Source organism: Rhodoferax lacus (genome assembly GCF_003415675.1).
In the GTDB taxonomy this organism is placed as follows: Bacteria; Pseudomonadota; Gammaproteobacteria; order Burkholderiales; family Burkholderiaceae_C; genus Allorhodoferax; species Allorhodoferax lacus.
In genome coordinates, this window is record NZ_QFZK01000006.1 from 124,532 (window position 1) to 140,776 (window position 16,245).

The following is a 16,245-nucleotide window of genomic DNA, read 5'->3' on the forward strand; positions in this document are numbered from 1 at the left end:
CGGAGGCACCGCCATGGTAGCCATCGATTTCAACAGCGCCTCCCATGTCTATTACCAGTCGGCGCAAAGTAAGCTGCTCAACAGCTACTTTGTGGATCTGATTGAAGCCGTCGGTGAATATGGTGCCATCAAGAATTTGAATGAAATCCTGAAGGCCGAGAAACTCAACACGGTCACGCTGCTGCAGGATTCGGACAAGCGCACCTTTGCGCTGTACTACAGGCTGCTGGGCACCCTGCACCAGATCGGCACCACACCCGGAATTGGCCTTCGACTTGGAACCTTTGACAACCTTTCCAAGTTTGGCATCTATGGCTATGCCATGCTGGCCTGTTCCAACTACGCACAGTTCTCGGCGGTTGCCAGAAGAATATTCAAGGCCATCTACCAAAACATAGATGCCAACGTGCAGATCCAAACCAAACAGATCCGGATTTCCTACATGCCCATGCTGCCGGTCAGTTATGGCTACACGCCCATCATGGAGCAGATCATCACAACCGCGTTCTCGCTGTTCAAAAACCTGTTTGGAAAAAACCTGCCCTGGAACCACTGCGAAGTCCGGCTCTCCTATGCGCCGCCCAGCTACGTGCAGCTGTACAAGGACTGCATCCCCTGCAAGATCACCTTCAACCAGGCGCAAACGGAACTGGTGTTGCCCCTGGGCTGGCAGGACTTGCCCATCGCCTCGGGTGACGAGACCCTGTCGCTCATCGTGGGCGAGCAATTCAAGACCATGCTCAACGGCCTGGATAGCCAGAACCGGCTGGCAGACCGCATACGCCAAGACCTGTACTACAGCCTTGGAAACCGCATGCTGGGGGCACAGGACGTTGCCAAAAAATACAACATGACGGAGCGCACGCTGAGAAACCGCCTGACTGCAGAAGACACGTCATTTCGCCAACTGGTAGCGGAAGTCCGGATGAATTTGGCGACGCGATACCTGGTTGAAACCACACTGTCCATTCAGGAAATAGCGCACCTGCTGGGCTACGCACAAACGCAGAACTTCTACTATTTTTTCGGCCAGCAATTGAATGTGACGCCGGAAAAATTCCGCGCCTCCAAGCGATCTGCCAGCTAGTACGGCTGCGCGCCGTTCGGCGCGCGCATCCCGTCCTGGGTTCCCTTAGCTTCTTCCTCACAGACCCGTAAGGCGCACCGTACGCAGGCCTACGCGTTCGCCCTGCGCATGGGCTTTCCGGGGTTTTGGTGTGCGTCTGGATATTGCCGAAAATCCGAATTTCATTTCCGTTTTTCCGAATCACAAAAGGCGTGCGGCTTACTACCATTTGCACCACGCCACATCGCTCGCAGGGATGTTCAGCCACCCGGTTGGCTGACCCAGCGCGCATGTTCAGGAGTGTCTTCAAGGAAACGTAAATGAACTACCAAAGACCAATCAGGACGACAAATCATGAACAAATTTGACAGCAGGGAACTGCGCACGGCCATGGGTCGCTTCACCACGGGTGTCACGGCCATCAGCTGGGACCACGACGGCGAGCCCATGGCCATGACGGTGAACGCCTTCATGTCCATTTCCATATCGCCTCCCCTGCTGGCGGTATCGGTGAAGGACGCATCCCGGTTCCACCGCCAGATCACCGAGCAAAGCCAATTTGCCGTGAATGTCCTGTCACAGGACCAGGCCGATATCAGCCGGCATTTTGGGGGCAGTCCCCAGGAGGGAATTGGGCGACCCTTCTCGTACCGGGACGGTGTCCCGGTGATCAATGGCGCCATCGTGAGTTTTATCTGCAAGGCTGAAAACATCATCCAGGCCGGAGACCACCATATCTATACCGGCGCCATCGAGGTGATCTCGGACATTGAAGAGCTGGAGCCGTTGATCTTCTTCGGCGGCAAGTATTTCGAACCTGCACAAGGCGTTGTCTCACGCTGAATAAATTTTGAGACGGTGTGATTTAGTTCAATAAAAAAGAGGTGACTATGAACGACAGAAATGTGAATGCGCTCAAGGAAATATCCGAGGGCGAGTTGAAGAACACACAGCAAGTTCTCATCGAGAAGGCACGGGCCCTGCTGCCCTTGATCCGGTCCAACGCCGAGAAGACGGACCGGGAGCGCCGTACCGCTGAAGAGAACATTCAGGCCATGCAAGCGGCCGGTCTGTTCAAGATGATGGTGCCCAGGCGTTACGGTGGGCAGGAGGTGGATTTCCGCACCAACATGGAAGTGGTCTCGATCGTGGCGGAGGCCTGCGGCGGTACCTCGTGGGTGCTAAACCTCATCAGCGTCTGCGCCTGGTTTACGGCACTGTTTCCGGCCCAGGCACAGGATGAGGTGTTTGGTGCGGACAACGATGCACGCGTTGCAGGCGTGTTCATGCCATCGGGAACCCTGAAGCGCGTGGAGGGCGGAATCCGGGTGTCGGGCAAGTGGTACTACTCGTCGGGCTGCCTGCACGCCAATTGGGGAATGCTCGGTCTGATGGAACTGGACGCAGATGGAAACCCCATGGACCAGTACCTCGGGCTGGCACCGATGGCTGAACTCGAAATAGAGGACACCTGGTACACCACCGGCATGCGGGGCAGCGGCAGCAACTGCCTGGTTGCCAAGGACGTTTTCATACCGGAACACAGAATGCTCTCGCTCTCCAAAGCCATTGCGGGTGACTACGGTACCGAGTTCAAGGAGGAGGCGGTGTACCGCTCAGCCTTCATACCCGTTGCTTCCCTTGTGATTGCCGTTCCCCAGTTGGGACTGGCCAGGGCGGCATTGAAATACGTGATTGACAAGTCGCAGAACAGGCCCATCTCCTACACCTTCGTCAAGAAGCAGGCCGACTCCGTCGGCTTCCAGCTGCAGGTGGCAGACGCTGCGATGAAGATTGAAACCGCCTATCTGCATGCCTGTCGCGCCGCCGACGACATCGACAACTGGGCCAAGTCCGACCACTACATGGACTACCTCACGCGGGCACGGGTGAAGGCCGATTCGTCCGAATTGGCACGCCATGTGCACGACGCCATGGAGATCTTGATGACTGCCCATGGCGCCGCCAGCTTCGCAGAAAGCAGCCCGATGCAAAGGCTCTGGCGCGACTCATCAACGGCCAGCCGCCATGGCGCCGTGCTGTCAGCACTTTCCAACGAATGCTACGGCAAGGCATTGCTGGGTGTTGCGAACGACTTGACGCCCCTGGTCTGAGCCGGCAACAACACAACAGCTAGCCGCTGGCTGCTGATGTGCTGACGTGCTGCCGTGCTTGCAGCACGGCAGCACGTCAGTATGAACAGCGCAGGCAGACGATGCTTGCGTTGGACCTTCGTTCGGCCGTTCGGCCTGACACCATTATTTTTATAAGGAGACAAAATTGAAGCATCTATCCACCCACGCGTCCAAGCCACGTGCCGCAGGTCTGCCGCGCAAGCGCGTAGTCGCTATGGCCATCACCGCACTGCTCTGCGGCAGCGCCTTCGCCTTTGAGATCGAAGGCGACTCCGATGTGAAGGTCCGCTGGGACACCAGCATCAAATACACCGGCGCCTGGCGGCTGGGCGGCGCCGATCTGTGGGTTGCGAACCAGAACGGCGCCCAGCCCAATACCGACTTCGGAGACCTGAGCTTCTCCTCCGGCCAGCAAATCAATGACCGCTTTGACCTGAGCTCCTCCCTCGATGTGTCTTACAAGAACTTCGGCTTGCGTGTGTCAGGCTCGGCCTGGAATGACTCGGTCTACGCCAAGGGCAGCGGCAACTACCCGTCAGGTGCCGGAAGGCCTCCCAACTACCAGGCGGCATTTCCTGGCTCCCTGGCCGGAGGCGCCAACAATGTGTATGGGCCCAGCGCCAAAAATACCATGGGCCAGATGTCGGAACTGCAGGATGCGTTTGTCCGTGGGAAATTTGACCTGGGTGAGCAAAGTGTTTCGGTGCGCCTGGGCAACCACAGCCTGATCTATGGTGAATCCCTTTTTCTGGGCGCCAACGGCATTGCAGCCGCGCAAGGGCCTGCGGATTTGGTCAAGGCGCTGTCCCTGCCGAATGCACTGTTCAAGGACATTGCCATACCGGTCAACCAGTTGTCGGCCACTTGGGCCTTGGGCGATGGGTTGGCACTGGAGGCCTATACCCAGTTTGAGTGGAAGCCCCTGCGTGTTCCTGCCGCCGGCAGCTATTTCAGTGGCGGCGATTTCGTCGGAGAGGGCGGCAACCTGATGCTGCATCCATTTGGCTGCGTGCCGGCCTTGCCAGGCAACAACGCCGCCTGCGGCGCGCCGGGCTATCCCTTCAACAACTCCACGGGTCTGGCTACCCGCGGGCAGGACTTCAACGGCAGCGACAGCGGGCAGTTCGGTTTGCATCTCGCCTTCAAGGCCGGTGACGTGGACTACGGACTTTACGCCGCCAGGTACGACAGCAAGGCCCCGATCCCGGTGCTCAATGTGGCCTCGATCGTGCAGGGCAAAGGGGCCTGGGTGGCGGCGTGTACAACCTGATGTACGCCCGTGACATCTCGGTCTATGGCGCCAGCTTCTCCACCGTATGGGCAGGCACCAGTGTGGCCGGTGAGATCTCCACACGCCAGAACACGCCGCTGGCGGTGCCGGGGGACCTGATCATCAACTCGGCGGTGAGCAATGCCGACAACAGCAACAACACGCCCTATGCACGCGGCAACTCACTGCACCTGAATCTGTCGGCCATCGCACTGTTGGGCGGCAATGCCCTGTGGGACGGTGCCAGCCTGGTGGGTGAGGTCGCCTACAACCAGCTGCTGGACGTGACCCACCGCCCGGCCTTTGGGCCCACAGCACCCAACCCGCTCAACGCCACGCACACCGACAGCGCAACGGCCATACGCATGGTGTTCCAGCCGGAGTTCTTTCAGGTGCTGCCCAATGTGGACCTGCAAGTGCCGATCGGCCTGGGTTATGGCCTGAGCGGACGCTCCTCGATTGTGGCGCTGAGTCCCGAAGGCGGCGGCGACTTCAGCCTGGGCCTGAATGCCACCATCAACCGAAGCTGGAAGGCGGCACTGACCATGACCCACTACTTTGGCGAGGGCGGTACGGCGCCGTCCCCCACAACCAATCCGAAGACAGCGACCTCGGCGTCCTACAAGCAGATTTACGCCGACCGCGACTTCATCGCCTTCACGCTGCAAACCACGTTCTAAGTTCAAAAAGCAATTATCAGGAGACACACATGATTCGACACACTATGACTGGCCTTGCCATGGCGGCAAGCCTGGCACTTGGCACGGCCGCCATCGCAGCCGTCAGCGCCGACGAGGCAGCAACGCTCAAGACCACGCTCACGCCCCTGGGCGCAGAGCGGGCTGGCAGCAAGGACGGCGCCATCCCCGCGTGGGACGGTGCCTACACCAAGCCCATTGCGGGCAGTGCCAACGGCAAATACCCCGACCCGTTCGCAAGCGAAAAGCCCAGCGCACAAATCACCGCCAGCAACGCCGCTGAATTCGCGGCCAAGCTGTCGGAAGGCACCCAGGCCTTGCTGAAAAAATACCCGAGCTACCGCCTGGACGTCTATCCCACGCACCGCACGGCTGGTGCGCCGCAGTGGGTATACGACAACACCTTCAAGGCCGCCACCAGTGCCAAGCTCAGCGACAACGGGCTGAGCTTTGAGGGAGCCTGGGGCGCCGTGCCCTTTCCCATTCCCAAGAATGGCAACGAGGTGATGTGGAACCACTTGGTGCGCCCGCGTCCCACCGCGTTCGACATCAACTACCGCAACCTGGTGAGCACCTCCGACGGCAAGCTCAGCATGGCCTCCAAAGGGGAGCTGCATGGGCTCTCGTCCTACTACCAGAAGGACGGCAGCGCCGAAAAGTCCAACAAGGTGTTTGGCCTCACCCGCTTCAACACCACCGCGCCGGTTTTCAAGGCTGGTGAGGCCGTGGTGGCCCACGACACACTGGACATGGCCAAGGAGCCACAGGCCTGGCAGTACCTGGTAGGCCAGCGCCGCGTGCGCCGCACGCCCACCATCGGCTACGACACACCGGACTTTGTGGCGTCGGGCGCCAACTACTTTGACGAGGTGTACGGCTTCATGGGGCGCCTGGACCGCTACAACTGGAAGTTGATCGGCAAGAAGGAAATGCTGATCCCCTACAACAACAACAGGTTCTTTGCCGCCGGTGACGACAAGGCGTTTGTACCCTCGCACACCAACCCCGGCGCCGTGCGCTGGGAGATGCACCGCGTGTGGGTGGTGGAGGCCACGCTGGCTCCCGGCAAACGCCACGTGGTGCCCAAGCGCCGCTACTACATTGACGAAGACAGCTGGGCGGTGATGCTGATGGACGGCTTTGACTCCGAAGGCAAGCTGTGGCGCACGGCACAGGTCATGAACCTGCTGGTGCCCGAAGCCGGACTGCACGCCACCAACACCGGCGTGGTCTACAACCTGGAAGCCAGCACCATGTCCGTCATCCAATACCTGGATGCCTACAAGGTGGTCGCCCCACGCCCGCTCAACCACTGGTCCGCCGATGCCCTCAGTGCAGACAGTTCGCAGTAAGCGCACAGCCCACTGCAGCAGCGCACAGCCAGGCATGTTTTCTTTCCCCACCAAGGCACGCGTCATGGCGCGTGCGCTGATGAAGGCCGCCTGGGTGGCACTGCTGGCCAGTGGCACCCAGGCCGCGGACATCCATCTGCTACAGCAGCCGTCGAGCCTGTCGGTCAAGGCCGACAGGTCCGTGCAACTGGGCACGGCCCAGGCAGGCGCGCGCCTGGTCTCCGTCGGTGAGCGCGGCCTGGTGCTGGTATCGGACGACAACGGCAAAACCTGGCAGCAACGCCAGACCCCGGTGTCGGTCACGCTTACCCGCGTTGCCTTTGTCAATGACCAGACCGGCTGGGCCATAGGCCATGCGGGTGTGGTGCTGGCCACGCAGGATGGTGGCAACACCTGGGTGAAGCAGCTTGACGGCCAACAGGCCGCCGCACTGGAGCGGGATGCGGCCCAGGCCAACGCCACCGCCAACGCGGGTGATGCCACCGTACAAAGGCGACTGGCCGATGCGCAGCGGCTCGTCGCAGACGGCGCCGACAAGCCCCTTCTGGCGCTGCACTTTCTGGACGCCCGGCGCGGCCTGGTGGTGGGAGCGTTTGGCATGGGCTTCGCAACGGCCGATGGTGGCCAGACCTGGCAGTCGGTCATGGGGGCGCTTGGCGCCGCCAATGGGCGCCACCTCTACGGCATCCATGCGCAGGGGGACAACCTGCTGCTGGTGGGTGAGCAGGGGCTGGTGCTCCAGTCCAGCAACGGGGGCAACAGCTTTTCCAGGCTGCCTTTCCCCGGCAAAGGCTCGCTGTTTGGCGCACTGGGCAACCACAAGGGTGATGCCTTGCTGGTTTATGGCCTCAAGGGCCATGCCTACCGCAGCACCGACGCCGGGGCGCAGTGGGACCGGATTGATATGCCCCCGGTATCGCTGGTTGCGGGCCTTCGCCTGAAGGACGGCACCATGCTGCTGGCCGACGAGTCCGGCCAGCTGCGGCGCAGCGATGACGACGGGCTGCATTTCGTGCCCGTTCCCCTGGCCCGCACCATGGTGTTGGCGGGGCTGGTGCAAGCCCGTGATGGTGCGCTGGTCGCCAGCGGCATTCGCGGCAGTGTGCGGCTGGACCTGGCCGCAGACGCCAAGCAAAACAACAAGAAAGACAAGCCATGAGCCATGCAGTAGCCGCCAATGCCCACCCGGTCATCCGGGACCTGGCGGATTTTGACCCCCACTCGGGCAGCTGGACAGAGCGCCTGCTGTTCAACCACCGCTGGGTGTTTGTGACGCTGTGCCTGTTGCTCACACTGGCGCTGGGCTACCAGGCCACCCGGCTGAACCTGGGCGCCAGCTTTGAGAAGATGATTCCGACCAATCACCCCTATATCGCGAACTACCTCGCGAACAAGGCGGACATGGCGGGCCAGGGCAATGTGCTGCGCATTGCGGTGGAAAGCACCACGGGCAGCATCTTTGATGCGGAGTATCTGGAGACACTGCGCAAGCTCAATGACGACGCGTTTTTGCTGCCGGGCGTGGACCGGCCCTTCATGAAGTCCTTGTGGACGCCGTCCACACGCTGGCTGGGTGTCACGGAAGAAGGGCTGGACGGCGGCCAGGTGATTGACGACAGCTACGACGGCACGCCGCAGGCCATGCAAAAGCTGCGCGCCAACGTCGAGCGTTCCGGAGAAATCGGCAGCCTGGTGGCCGCCAACTTCCAGTCCAGCATCGTGCTCGTCCCTCTGATGGAAAAAACCGATGCTTCCGGCAAACGGCTGGACTACAGGGAGCTGGGCAATCGCCTGGACGCATTGCGCGCCAAGTACGAAACGCCTGCCATCCGCGTGCACATTACCGGCTTTGCCAAGATTGTGGGAGACCTCATCAACGGCCTGCAGCAAGTGCTGTTCTTCTTCTCCCTGGCCATTGCCATCTGCACCGCCATCCTGTACTGGTACACGCGCTGCTGGCGCAGCACGCTGCTGGTGGTCGCGTGTTCGGTCGTGGCGGTCATCTGGCTGCTTGGCATTTTGCCCAGCATTGGCTATGAGCTGGACCCCTATTCCATCCTCGTGCCCTTTCTGGTGTTTGCCATTGGCATGAGCCATGGAGCGCAAAAGATGAACGGCATCATGCAGGATATCGGACGCGGCACGCACAAGCTGGTGGCAGCGCGCTACACCTTTCGCCGCCTGATTCTGGCGGGCCTCACCGCCCTGCTGGCCGACGCGGTGGGCTTTCTGGTGCTCATGGTGATTGACATTCGCGTCATCCAGGACCTGGCCGTCACCGCCAGCATTGGCATGGCCGCACTGATCTTTACCAACCTGGTTCTGCTGCCCATGCTGCTGTCCTTCACGGGCGTCAGCGCGCGGGCGGCACAGCGCAGCCTGCAGGCCGAGGCGGCCGAAGGGGGTGATGCCCCGGAGAAACACAAATTGTGGGCCCTGCTCGACCACTTCACCCAGCGTACATGGGCTGGCGTGGCCCTGGCGGCTGCGCTGCTGTTGGGCCTGGGCGGCTTTGCGGTCAGCACGCAGTTGAAGATCGGCGACCTCGACCCCGGAGCGGCCGAGCTGCGCCAAGACTCGCGCTACAACCTCGACAACGCCTTCATGAGCCGCAATTACGCGGCCAGCAGCGACATCTTCGTGGCCATGGTCAAGACCGCGCCCACGCAGTGCTCCACCTACGAAAATCTGGTCAAGGTTGACGCGCTGGAGTGGGAACTGCAGCAGCTCCCCGGTGTGGAGTCCACCAGCTCGCTGGCCGCGGTGGCCAAACGCACGGCCGTGGGCATGAACGAAGGCAGCCTGTTGTGGTTTGAAATTCCGCGCGCACAGGCCATGATCAACTCCATCGTGACCCGCGCCCCGCGCGAGATGTTCAACCAGAACTGCGATCTGCTGTCTGTCTATGTGTACCTCAAAGACCACAAGGCCGACACGCTTGACGCCGTGGTGCGGACCATCGATGCCTTTGCGGCCCGCAACGACAGCGCCGAGGTGAAGTTCCTGCAGGCCGCAGGCAACTCCGGCATTGAAGCGGCCACCAACATCGTGGTCAAAAAGGCCAACACCCAGATGCTGCTGCTGGTGTATGCGGCAGTCATCGTGCTGGCCTTCATCACCTTCAAATCCTGGCAAGCCGTGATTTGTGCCGTCTTGCCGCTGATGCTGACTTCGGTGTTGTGCGAGGCCCTGATGGTGGCATTGGGCATCGGAGTGAAGGTGGCCACCCTGCCGGTGATTGCGCTGGGCGTGGGTATCGGAGTGGACTATGCGCTGTACATGCTCACCGTCACCCTGGCGCTGCTGCGTGAGGGTGCGAGCCTGTCGCGTGCCTACTACCAGGCCCTGCTGTTCACCGGGCGCGTGGTGGTCCTGACCGGCGTGACGCTGGGTCTGGCTGTGGCCACCTGGTTCTTCTCGCCCATCAAGTTCCAGGCCGATATGGGCATTTTGCTGGCCTTCATGTTCCTGTGGAACATGCTGGGCGCGCTGATTCTGCTGCCGGCATTGGCCTGCTTCCTGTTGCCCGCCAGGCTTTTTCGACAGCCTTCACAACCGGCCCCTTAAAGCCCCCACCACTTTGGAGAATCACCATGAACAAAAGAAACTTTATGCAAACGGCATTGGCCGCTGCGTCCACCCTGGGCGTCAACGCCATTGCGCAAGAAAAGGCCCCCAAGCTGGCCTGCCAGTGCGGGCTGGTGGATGTGCACAGCCACTTTCTGACGCCGGTCTATTACCAGGCACTGGCAGACGCCAAGCTCATCAACCCGGACGGTGGCTTTCCGGTGCATCCCTGGTCAGAGACCCTGACGCTGGCGCACATGGACAAGCACAACATTGAAACCTCCATCCTTTCGGTCTCTACACCCAGTGTGGGCTTCCTGAAAGAGCCGCAGGAACGCCAGAAGCTCGCACGCAACATCAATGACTTTGCGGGTGATCTGGTGCGGCGCCAGCCGCGCCGCCTGGGTGCCTTTGCCACGCTGCCGCTACCCGATATGCCGGCCGCGCTGGAGGAACTGGCCTACGCGCTGGACTACCTCAAGCTGGACGGCATCGTGCTGGAGACCAATGTGCACGGCATCTACCTCGGCGACCCGCGCCTGGACCCCCTGTTTGCAGAGCTCAACCGGCGCAAGGCCAAAGTGCTGCTGCACCCCACGGCACCGGAATGCATTGAGTCGCTGGGGCTGGGGCGGCCGGCGCCGATTCTGGAGTTCCCGCTGGATACCACCCGCACCGTTACCGATCTGATTTTTGCCGGCACCCTGGTCCGCTACCCGGATATCCGGATGATCATTCCGCATGCCGGCGGTGCACTTACCGCGCTGGCCCACCGCCTGGCCTCGTTTTCCACACTGCCCTTTCTCAAGCAAAAGCCCGCAGGCGGTGCTGCCGAAGTGCGCAAGGTGCTGGCCTCGCTCTACTACGACCTGGCCGGCTCTGCCACCGAGGGCACCGTGCAAAGCCTGCGCCAGCTCACCACGCTCAGTCATGTGCTGTTTGGCAGTGACTACCCCTACACCCCGGCCGCAGGCATTGCAGCCAACGTAGAAGGCTTTCGCAATCTGCAAGCCGTGAGCGACAAGGAGCACGAGGACATGGCGCGCAACAATGCCCTGGGCCTGTTCACGCGCCTGGCGTCCAACGCAGCCGCAAGCCAATAGGGCCGCCTGCACCTTGGGGGCCTCAGGCGCCCAGGGTGGTCAACAGGTCACTGGCCACTGGACGCAGGCGCTTGCTGGCTTTGTGCTCGGTGACCGTGCCGATATTCACAAAGCACACGGCCGACTCATTTGCCGCCAGCCCAAACAGCGCGCGCAGGTGCGCAGAGTGCATGGCCTGGCCGCTGGTCAGGCCGCTGCCAAAACCCATGGCGGTGGCGCCCAGCAGAACGTTCTGGATGGCCGCACCCAATGACACCAGCTGCTCCCCCTCGGGGATGCCGCTGCTGGCATCGGCAGCACAGGCCACGGCCAGCAACAACAAAGGGGCACGGTGTGCCTTCTCTGCTGCGGACTCCAGTTGCTCTGGAGTGGCGCCCGGGTCCCGCGCGAGCAGGGCGTTGACAAAGGCGTCCCCCAGGCGGTGGCGCTGCTCCTGGGGTACCAGTACAAAACGCCAGGGCAGCAGGTGGCCATGGTCGGGTGCTGCGGCAGCAAGTGACAACAAGTCGTCAAGCTGCTGTGCCGTCGGGCCCGGCGCCACCAGCCGCCTGGGCGACACGTTGGCGCGCCCCGCAACCGTGGCATGCACCGCTTCAAACGCCGACAGCAACTGCAGGGGTTGCGCGGGCGCCGCACGCCATACCTCCGCTGGCGCGCTGCTGGCGCCATCAGAAAACGACTGGGAAAGACCAACGCTGCCCATGGTGCTTACAGCTCCCCGTTCACAGCAAACTCTTCGGGCAAGTCCGGCCCCCACAGGTAGAGCGAGTCCTCATCGGCAAAGTTGGCCATGGTCCAGGCTGTGCCCTTCTCGATGTAGTCAATGTGCGCGCTGGCCTCCCACCACTGGCCAAATGTGTCTTTGGCGTAGTTGAAATAGTTGGAGCCCAGCACATGGCGGCCCGGGCCCCAGTGGCGCGTGTAGCCTGCGGCGCGCAGCTGGGTGTTGGTGCGTCCACAGTCTTCCACACTGGGCACATCCCAGGAGCTGTGGTGCAGGCCGGGCCCGCCGCCCGACAGAAAGGCCAGCAGGTGGTGGTCCGAGCCATGGCGGCCGTAGGTGAAGGCAATGATCTCGCCGGAGCGGTCGGCCAGGCGCACGCCGAGCGCGCGGATATGGAAGTCCAGCGAGCGGGTCACATTGGAGGTGAACAGGGCCATGTGCGACATGCGCGTGGGTTGTGCCCGCGGCGCCTTGGAGCGGGCCGGTGCGCCGCGCACATTGCTGGGGATGCTGAGGTCGGGCAAGGCGGTCTTGTGGTCGGGCTGCGTCTTGGCGCCTACCTTCACCTGGAACAGAATGCCGTCCGGATCGCGGAACCAGAAGCCTTGGTTCTCACCTGCAGGATGCGGCGCCTCGAACGCACCGCCCGCATCCGCCACCTGCTGGCGTATGCCCGCCAGGTCCTCTGCATAGCAGGCCATGGAGACATAGGCCAGCTTCTTTTTGGCACCCGCCAGAATCTGGCCCCACACATGGTGGTTGCCGGCAGTACGCAGCAGCAGCCGGTCGGCCTGCACGTCCACGTCCAGGCCAAAGGCGGTGAGGAACTTTGCCTCTTCCACCAGGTCTGGCACCTCCAGCGTGAAATGGTCGATGGAATGCACGCCCAGCGCTGCTTCCGTAAAGTCAATCTTGCTCATGTCTACTCCTCAGTTTGAAAATGAAAGTGAATGCCCCCAATGCCCTAGCGGCCCAGCAGGCGCCTGCGCATGGGCAGCAGCTCCACACCGGTCTTCTTGTGAATCAGCCCCCAGAGGCCTTGCGGTGCAAACACCATCACCAGCACCGCCATCGCACCCATGGCCATCCAGTACCAGCTGCCGTAGTCGGCCAACAACCAGCGCAGGCCAAAGAACAGGGCCACGCCCACCATGGGGCCTTCGATCGTTCCGATGCCGCCTATCACCACGATGAAAATGGCGGCCACCGCCCAGTTCAGATCGAAGGCCGAGGTGGGTGCAATGCGCAGGGTGTTGAGGTAGTACAGGGCGCCCACCAGGCCGGTGCCAAAGGCGGACATCCCATACACGCGCCACTTCAGGCCCGCCACATCCACGCCCTGGCTCTCAGCCGCCGTCTCGCTGTCACGCACGGCCGTGAGTGCCAGGCCAAAGCGCGAGCGCAGCAACAGGTTGATGGACACCGAGGCCGCAATCAGCAGGGCACAGGCGATCCAGAAGGTGCCACTCTCGCGGAACTCTTTGGGCATGCGCGCCATCACCGTGAGGCTCTGGCCCGAGCCGCCGCCAATCAGGGAGATGTTGGACATGACGATGCGGATCACCTCGGACAGCACCCAGGTGCCCACCGCAAAGTAACCCGCCCGCAGGCGGAACATCAGCTTGGCCGTGAGGGCCGCCACCAGCGCCGCCAGCACGCCGCCCAGCGGCACGGCCCAGAACGGGTGCACGCCCATGTGCTGGGCAAAGATAAACAGGCCATAGCCCCCCAGGCCAACAAAGGCCTGCTGCCCCACCGAGATCAGGCCGCCGTAACCGGCCAGCAAATTCCACATCTGGGCCAGCACCAGGAAGCACATCACCTCCACGCCCCAGCGCATCAGGCTGGCTTCGGCCCAGAAGGGCACGGACACCAGCACACAGGCCCCCAGTACGGCAGCCCAGACGGCGGTGCGGCTGAGCGCGGTGCTGCGCTCCACAACATATTTCGAAGCGCTCATTTCGTCCTCGCAAACAAACCGGTGGGTTTAAAGATCAGCACGGCCAGAAACACCAGGTGCCCGAACAGCACGCCAAAACCGGCATTCACCTCGGCCCCTATGGCCTGTGCAATGCCCAGGATCACCGCCCCGGCAAAGGTGCCCCACAGGGAGCCCATGCCGCCAATCACCACCGCCTCAAAGGCATACAGCAGCGAGGCCGGGCCAGAGGCCGGGGTGAAGGTGGTGCGTGCACCCGACAACACGCCGCCCACGGCCACCAGGGCAAACGACAGGCCCATGGCCATGGCGTACACATGTTTGGCGCGTATGCCCATCAGGCCGGCCGTAGCCGGGTCGTCCGACGTGGCCCGCAGCGACATGCCCACCGACGTTTTGGTGAACAGCAGGCTGATGCCCCAGGTCAGCAGCAGCGAGACCAGAAACACGAGCAGCGGAAACAGGCCGATGGTGATGCCGCCGCCCAGCGCTAGGCTGGCCGTGGACAGCTCGCCCACCTGCAGCGCCTGCGAGTCGGCGGTGAACACTTCCAGCAGCCCGTTCTGGATCAGGATGGACAGGCCAAAGGTCACCAGCAGCGGCGGCAGGATGTCCGGGCCGATGGTGCGGTTGAGCAGCACGCGCTGCAGCAGGTAGCCAATGCCAAACATGACGATGGCCACCGGCAGGATGAGCACAAACGGGTGCACGCCCAGCATGCTGATGGGGATGAGTGCCAGGTAGGCCGACAGCACAATGAAATCGCCGTGCGCGATATTGACCACGCGCATCACGCCGTAGGTGATGGACAGGCCAATCGCAAACAGCGCGTACAGGCCGCCGAGCAGGCTGCCCTGAATGATGGTGCCAATCCAGTCGCTCATGTGTTCACCACTTCCTTGTCTTCCAGGCCGAAATAGGCGGCCGAGATTTGTTGTTTGCTTACCGCGTCGGATGCACCGTGCAGCGACACGCGGCCGTGCATCAGGCAGTACACGTGCTTGGCCGAGCGCACGGCGGTATCGATGTCCTGCTCCACGATGACCACCGACAGGCCTTCTGCGCGTATGGAGGGCAGTGCGGCATAGATGTCCTGAATCACCGCAGGCGACAGGCCCAGCGAGATCTCGTCGCACAGCAGCAGCTTGGGGTTGGACATGAGCGCGCGGCCAATGGCCACCATCTGCTGCTGGCCGCCTGAGAGTGAGGTGCCGGGCAGTGCGCGCTTTTCCTTCAGGATGGGGAACAGCGCAAACACGCGCTCCAGCGTCCACGGGCCCTTGCGCTGGGCAAATGCGCCTATGCGCAGGTTCTCTTCCACCGAGAGGCTGCGGAACAGCTTGCGGCCTTCGGGCACCATGGCAATGCCGCGGCGCACGATCTCGTGCGAGGGCAGGCCGCCAATGGGCTGGCCGTCCAGCAGGACGGAATCGGGTGCCACGGAAATCAGGCCGCACAGCGACTTCATCAGCGTGGACTTGCCCGCGCCGTTGGAGCCAATGAGGGCCACGGCATCGCCCTCCTGGATGTGCATGTCGATGCCAAAGAGCGCCTGGAAGTCGCCATAGCGGGCTTCGAGCTGGTGGGTGGTAAGCAGGGATTTCATACGGCAATGCCCATGTAGACGCGTTTGACTTCGGCGCTGTCCATCACCTCGCGCGGTGGACCATCGGCCAGCTTCTCGCCGAAGTTGATGACAAACAGGCGCGTGGCCACGGCCAGCAGCGCGTGCACCACGTGCTCGATCCAGATGATGGAGATGCCTTGCGCCAGGATGGACTGCACCAGTTCCACCAGTTCATGGGCCTCGTGTTCGGTCAGGCCCCCGGCAATCTCGTCGAGCAGCAGCAGCTCGGGCTCGGTGGCCAGCGCGCGGGCCAGCTCCAGGCGCTTACGGTCCAAGAGCGTCAGGCCACCGGCGAGCTGGTTGGCGCGGCCTATCAGGCCGGTGCGCTCCAGGATGGTGGCGCAGCGGTCATTGGCCTCGCTGGTGCGGGTGTGGTTGCCACCAAACATGGCACCCACCATCAGGTTCTCGAACACCGTCATGCCTTCAAACGGCAGGGCGATCTGGTAGCTGCGGCCAATGCCCGCACGGCAGCGTTTGTGCGGCAGGGTGCGCGTGATGTCCTGGCCCTTGAAGTGCACGCGGCCCGTGTCGGGCAGCACGTCGCCCGAGATCAGGTTGAACAGCGTGGTCTTGCCCGCGCCATTGGGCCCCAGCACACCCAGCGCCTCGCCCTTGTGGACGGACAGCGTGATGTTCTGCGTCACCTTGAGCGAGCCGAAGTTTTTGGAAATGTTGTCGAGTGTGAGCAATGGCGTGGACATGACTTCTCCAGCACCGCACACGCTGCTGGCAGCGTGGCGGTTTGAGGACTGGGGACCAAC

Annotated in this window: 15 protein-coding genes; 9 read left to right on the forward strand and 6 right to left on the reverse strand. The window is 62.4% G+C overall.

From position 1 onward, the window contains the following. Positions 1-13 precede the first annotated feature (13 nt). The 9 genes from DIC66_RS11850 (at position 14) to DIC66_RS11890 (ending at position 11,191) form a co-directional block, all read left to right on the forward strand. Positions 14-1,087, forward strand: a complete 1,074-nt coding sequence (locus tag DIC66_RS11850) for a helix-turn-helix transcriptional regulator (RefSeq protein WP_147321297.1) — start codon at positions 14-16, stop codon at positions 1,085-1,087. A gap of 333 nt (positions 1,088-1,420) precedes the next feature. After that, positions 1,421-1,909: a flavin reductase family protein gene (locus tag DIC66_RS11855; RefSeq protein WP_117177412.1), complete on the forward strand. Its 489-nt coding sequence runs from the start codon at positions 1,421-1,423 to the stop codon at positions 1,907-1,909. 47 nt (positions 1,910-1,956) lie between these two features. Next, positions 1,957-3,180, forward strand: a complete 1,224-nt coding sequence (locus DIC66_RS11860) for an acyl-CoA dehydrogenase family protein (protein ID WP_117177414.1) — start codon at positions 1,957-1,959, stop codon at positions 3,178-3,180. Positions 3,181-3,346: 166 nt separating this feature from the next. Continuing rightward, entirely contained in the window at positions 3,347-4,471 is a 1,125-nt protein-coding gene (locus tag DIC66_RS23620) for a DUF1302 domain-containing protein (RefSeq protein ID WP_147321298.1), read from the forward strand. Next, entirely contained in the window at positions 4,459-5,151 is a 693-nt protein-coding gene (locus tag DIC66_RS23625; RefSeq protein WP_147321299.1) for a DUF1302 family protein, read from the forward strand. The genes DIC66_RS23620 and DIC66_RS23625 overlap by 13 nt, the downstream gene beginning before the upstream one ends. Before the next feature lie 29 nt (positions 5,152-5,180). Then, entirely contained in the window at positions 5,181-6,521 is a 1,341-nt protein-coding gene (locus DIC66_RS11875; protein WP_117177420.1) for a DUF1329 domain-containing protein, read from the forward strand. Positions 6,522-6,555: 34 nt separating this feature from the next. Next, on the forward strand, positions 6,556-7,680 hold the full coding sequence (locus DIC66_RS11880; protein WP_199534724.1) for a WD40/YVTN/BNR-like repeat-containing protein: 1,125 nt from the start codon (positions 6,556-6,558) through the stop codon (positions 7,678-7,680). Then, positions 7,677-10,088, forward strand: a complete 2,412-nt coding sequence (locus tag DIC66_RS11885; protein ID WP_117177422.1) for an efflux RND transporter permease subunit — start codon at positions 7,677-7,679, stop codon at positions 10,086-10,088. The genes DIC66_RS11880 and DIC66_RS11885 overlap by 4 nt, the downstream gene beginning before the upstream one ends. 26 nt (positions 10,089-10,114) lie before the next feature. Then, entirely contained in the window at positions 10,115-11,191 is a 1,077-nt protein-coding gene (locus DIC66_RS11890) for an amidohydrolase family protein (protein ID WP_117177424.1), read from the forward strand. Between the two features lie 22 nt (positions 11,192-11,213). Here the strand turns inward: DIC66_RS11890 and DIC66_RS11895 are convergent, their stop codons facing one another. The 6 genes from DIC66_RS11895 to DIC66_RS11920 are packed head-to-tail and all read right to left on the reverse strand — an operon-like array spanning position 11,214 to position 16,185. Continuing rightward, on the reverse strand, positions 11,214-11,894 hold the full coding sequence (locus DIC66_RS11895) for a nitroreductase family protein (RefSeq protein WP_117177426.1): 681 nt from the start codon (positions 11,892-11,894) through the stop codon (positions 11,214-11,216). A gap of 5 nt (positions 11,895-11,899) precedes the next feature. After that, complete coding sequence (locus DIC66_RS11900; RefSeq protein ID WP_117177427.1) at positions 11,900-12,835, reverse strand: VOC family protein; 936 nt, start codon at positions 12,833-12,835, stop codon at positions 11,900-11,902. A gap of 44 nt (positions 12,836-12,879) precedes the next feature. After that, on the reverse strand, positions 12,880-13,875 hold the full coding sequence (locus tag DIC66_RS11905; RefSeq protein WP_117177429.1) for a branched-chain amino acid ABC transporter permease: 996 nt from the start codon (positions 13,873-13,875) through the stop codon (positions 12,880-12,882). Next, entirely contained in the window at positions 13,872-14,738 is an 867-nt protein-coding gene (locus DIC66_RS11910) for a branched-chain amino acid ABC transporter permease (protein ID WP_117177431.1), read from the reverse strand. The genes DIC66_RS11905 and DIC66_RS11910 overlap by 4 nt, the downstream gene beginning before the upstream one ends. Beyond that, positions 14,735-15,460, reverse strand: coding sequence for an ABC transporter ATP-binding protein (locus DIC66_RS11915; protein ID WP_117177433.1), 726 nt, complete (start codon positions 15,458-15,460; stop codon positions 14,735-14,737). The genes DIC66_RS11910 and DIC66_RS11915 overlap by 4 nt, the downstream gene beginning before the upstream one ends. Then, positions 15,457-16,185 carry an ABC transporter ATP-binding protein gene (locus DIC66_RS11920; RefSeq protein WP_117177435.1) on the reverse strand — a complete coding sequence of 243 codons (729 nt, stop codon included), beginning with the start codon at positions 16,183-16,185 and terminating at the stop codon, positions 15,457-15,459. Before DIC66_RS11920 ends, DIC66_RS11915 begins: the two co-directional genes overlap by 4 nt. Between the last annotated feature and the right edge of the window lie 60 nt (positions 16,186-16,245).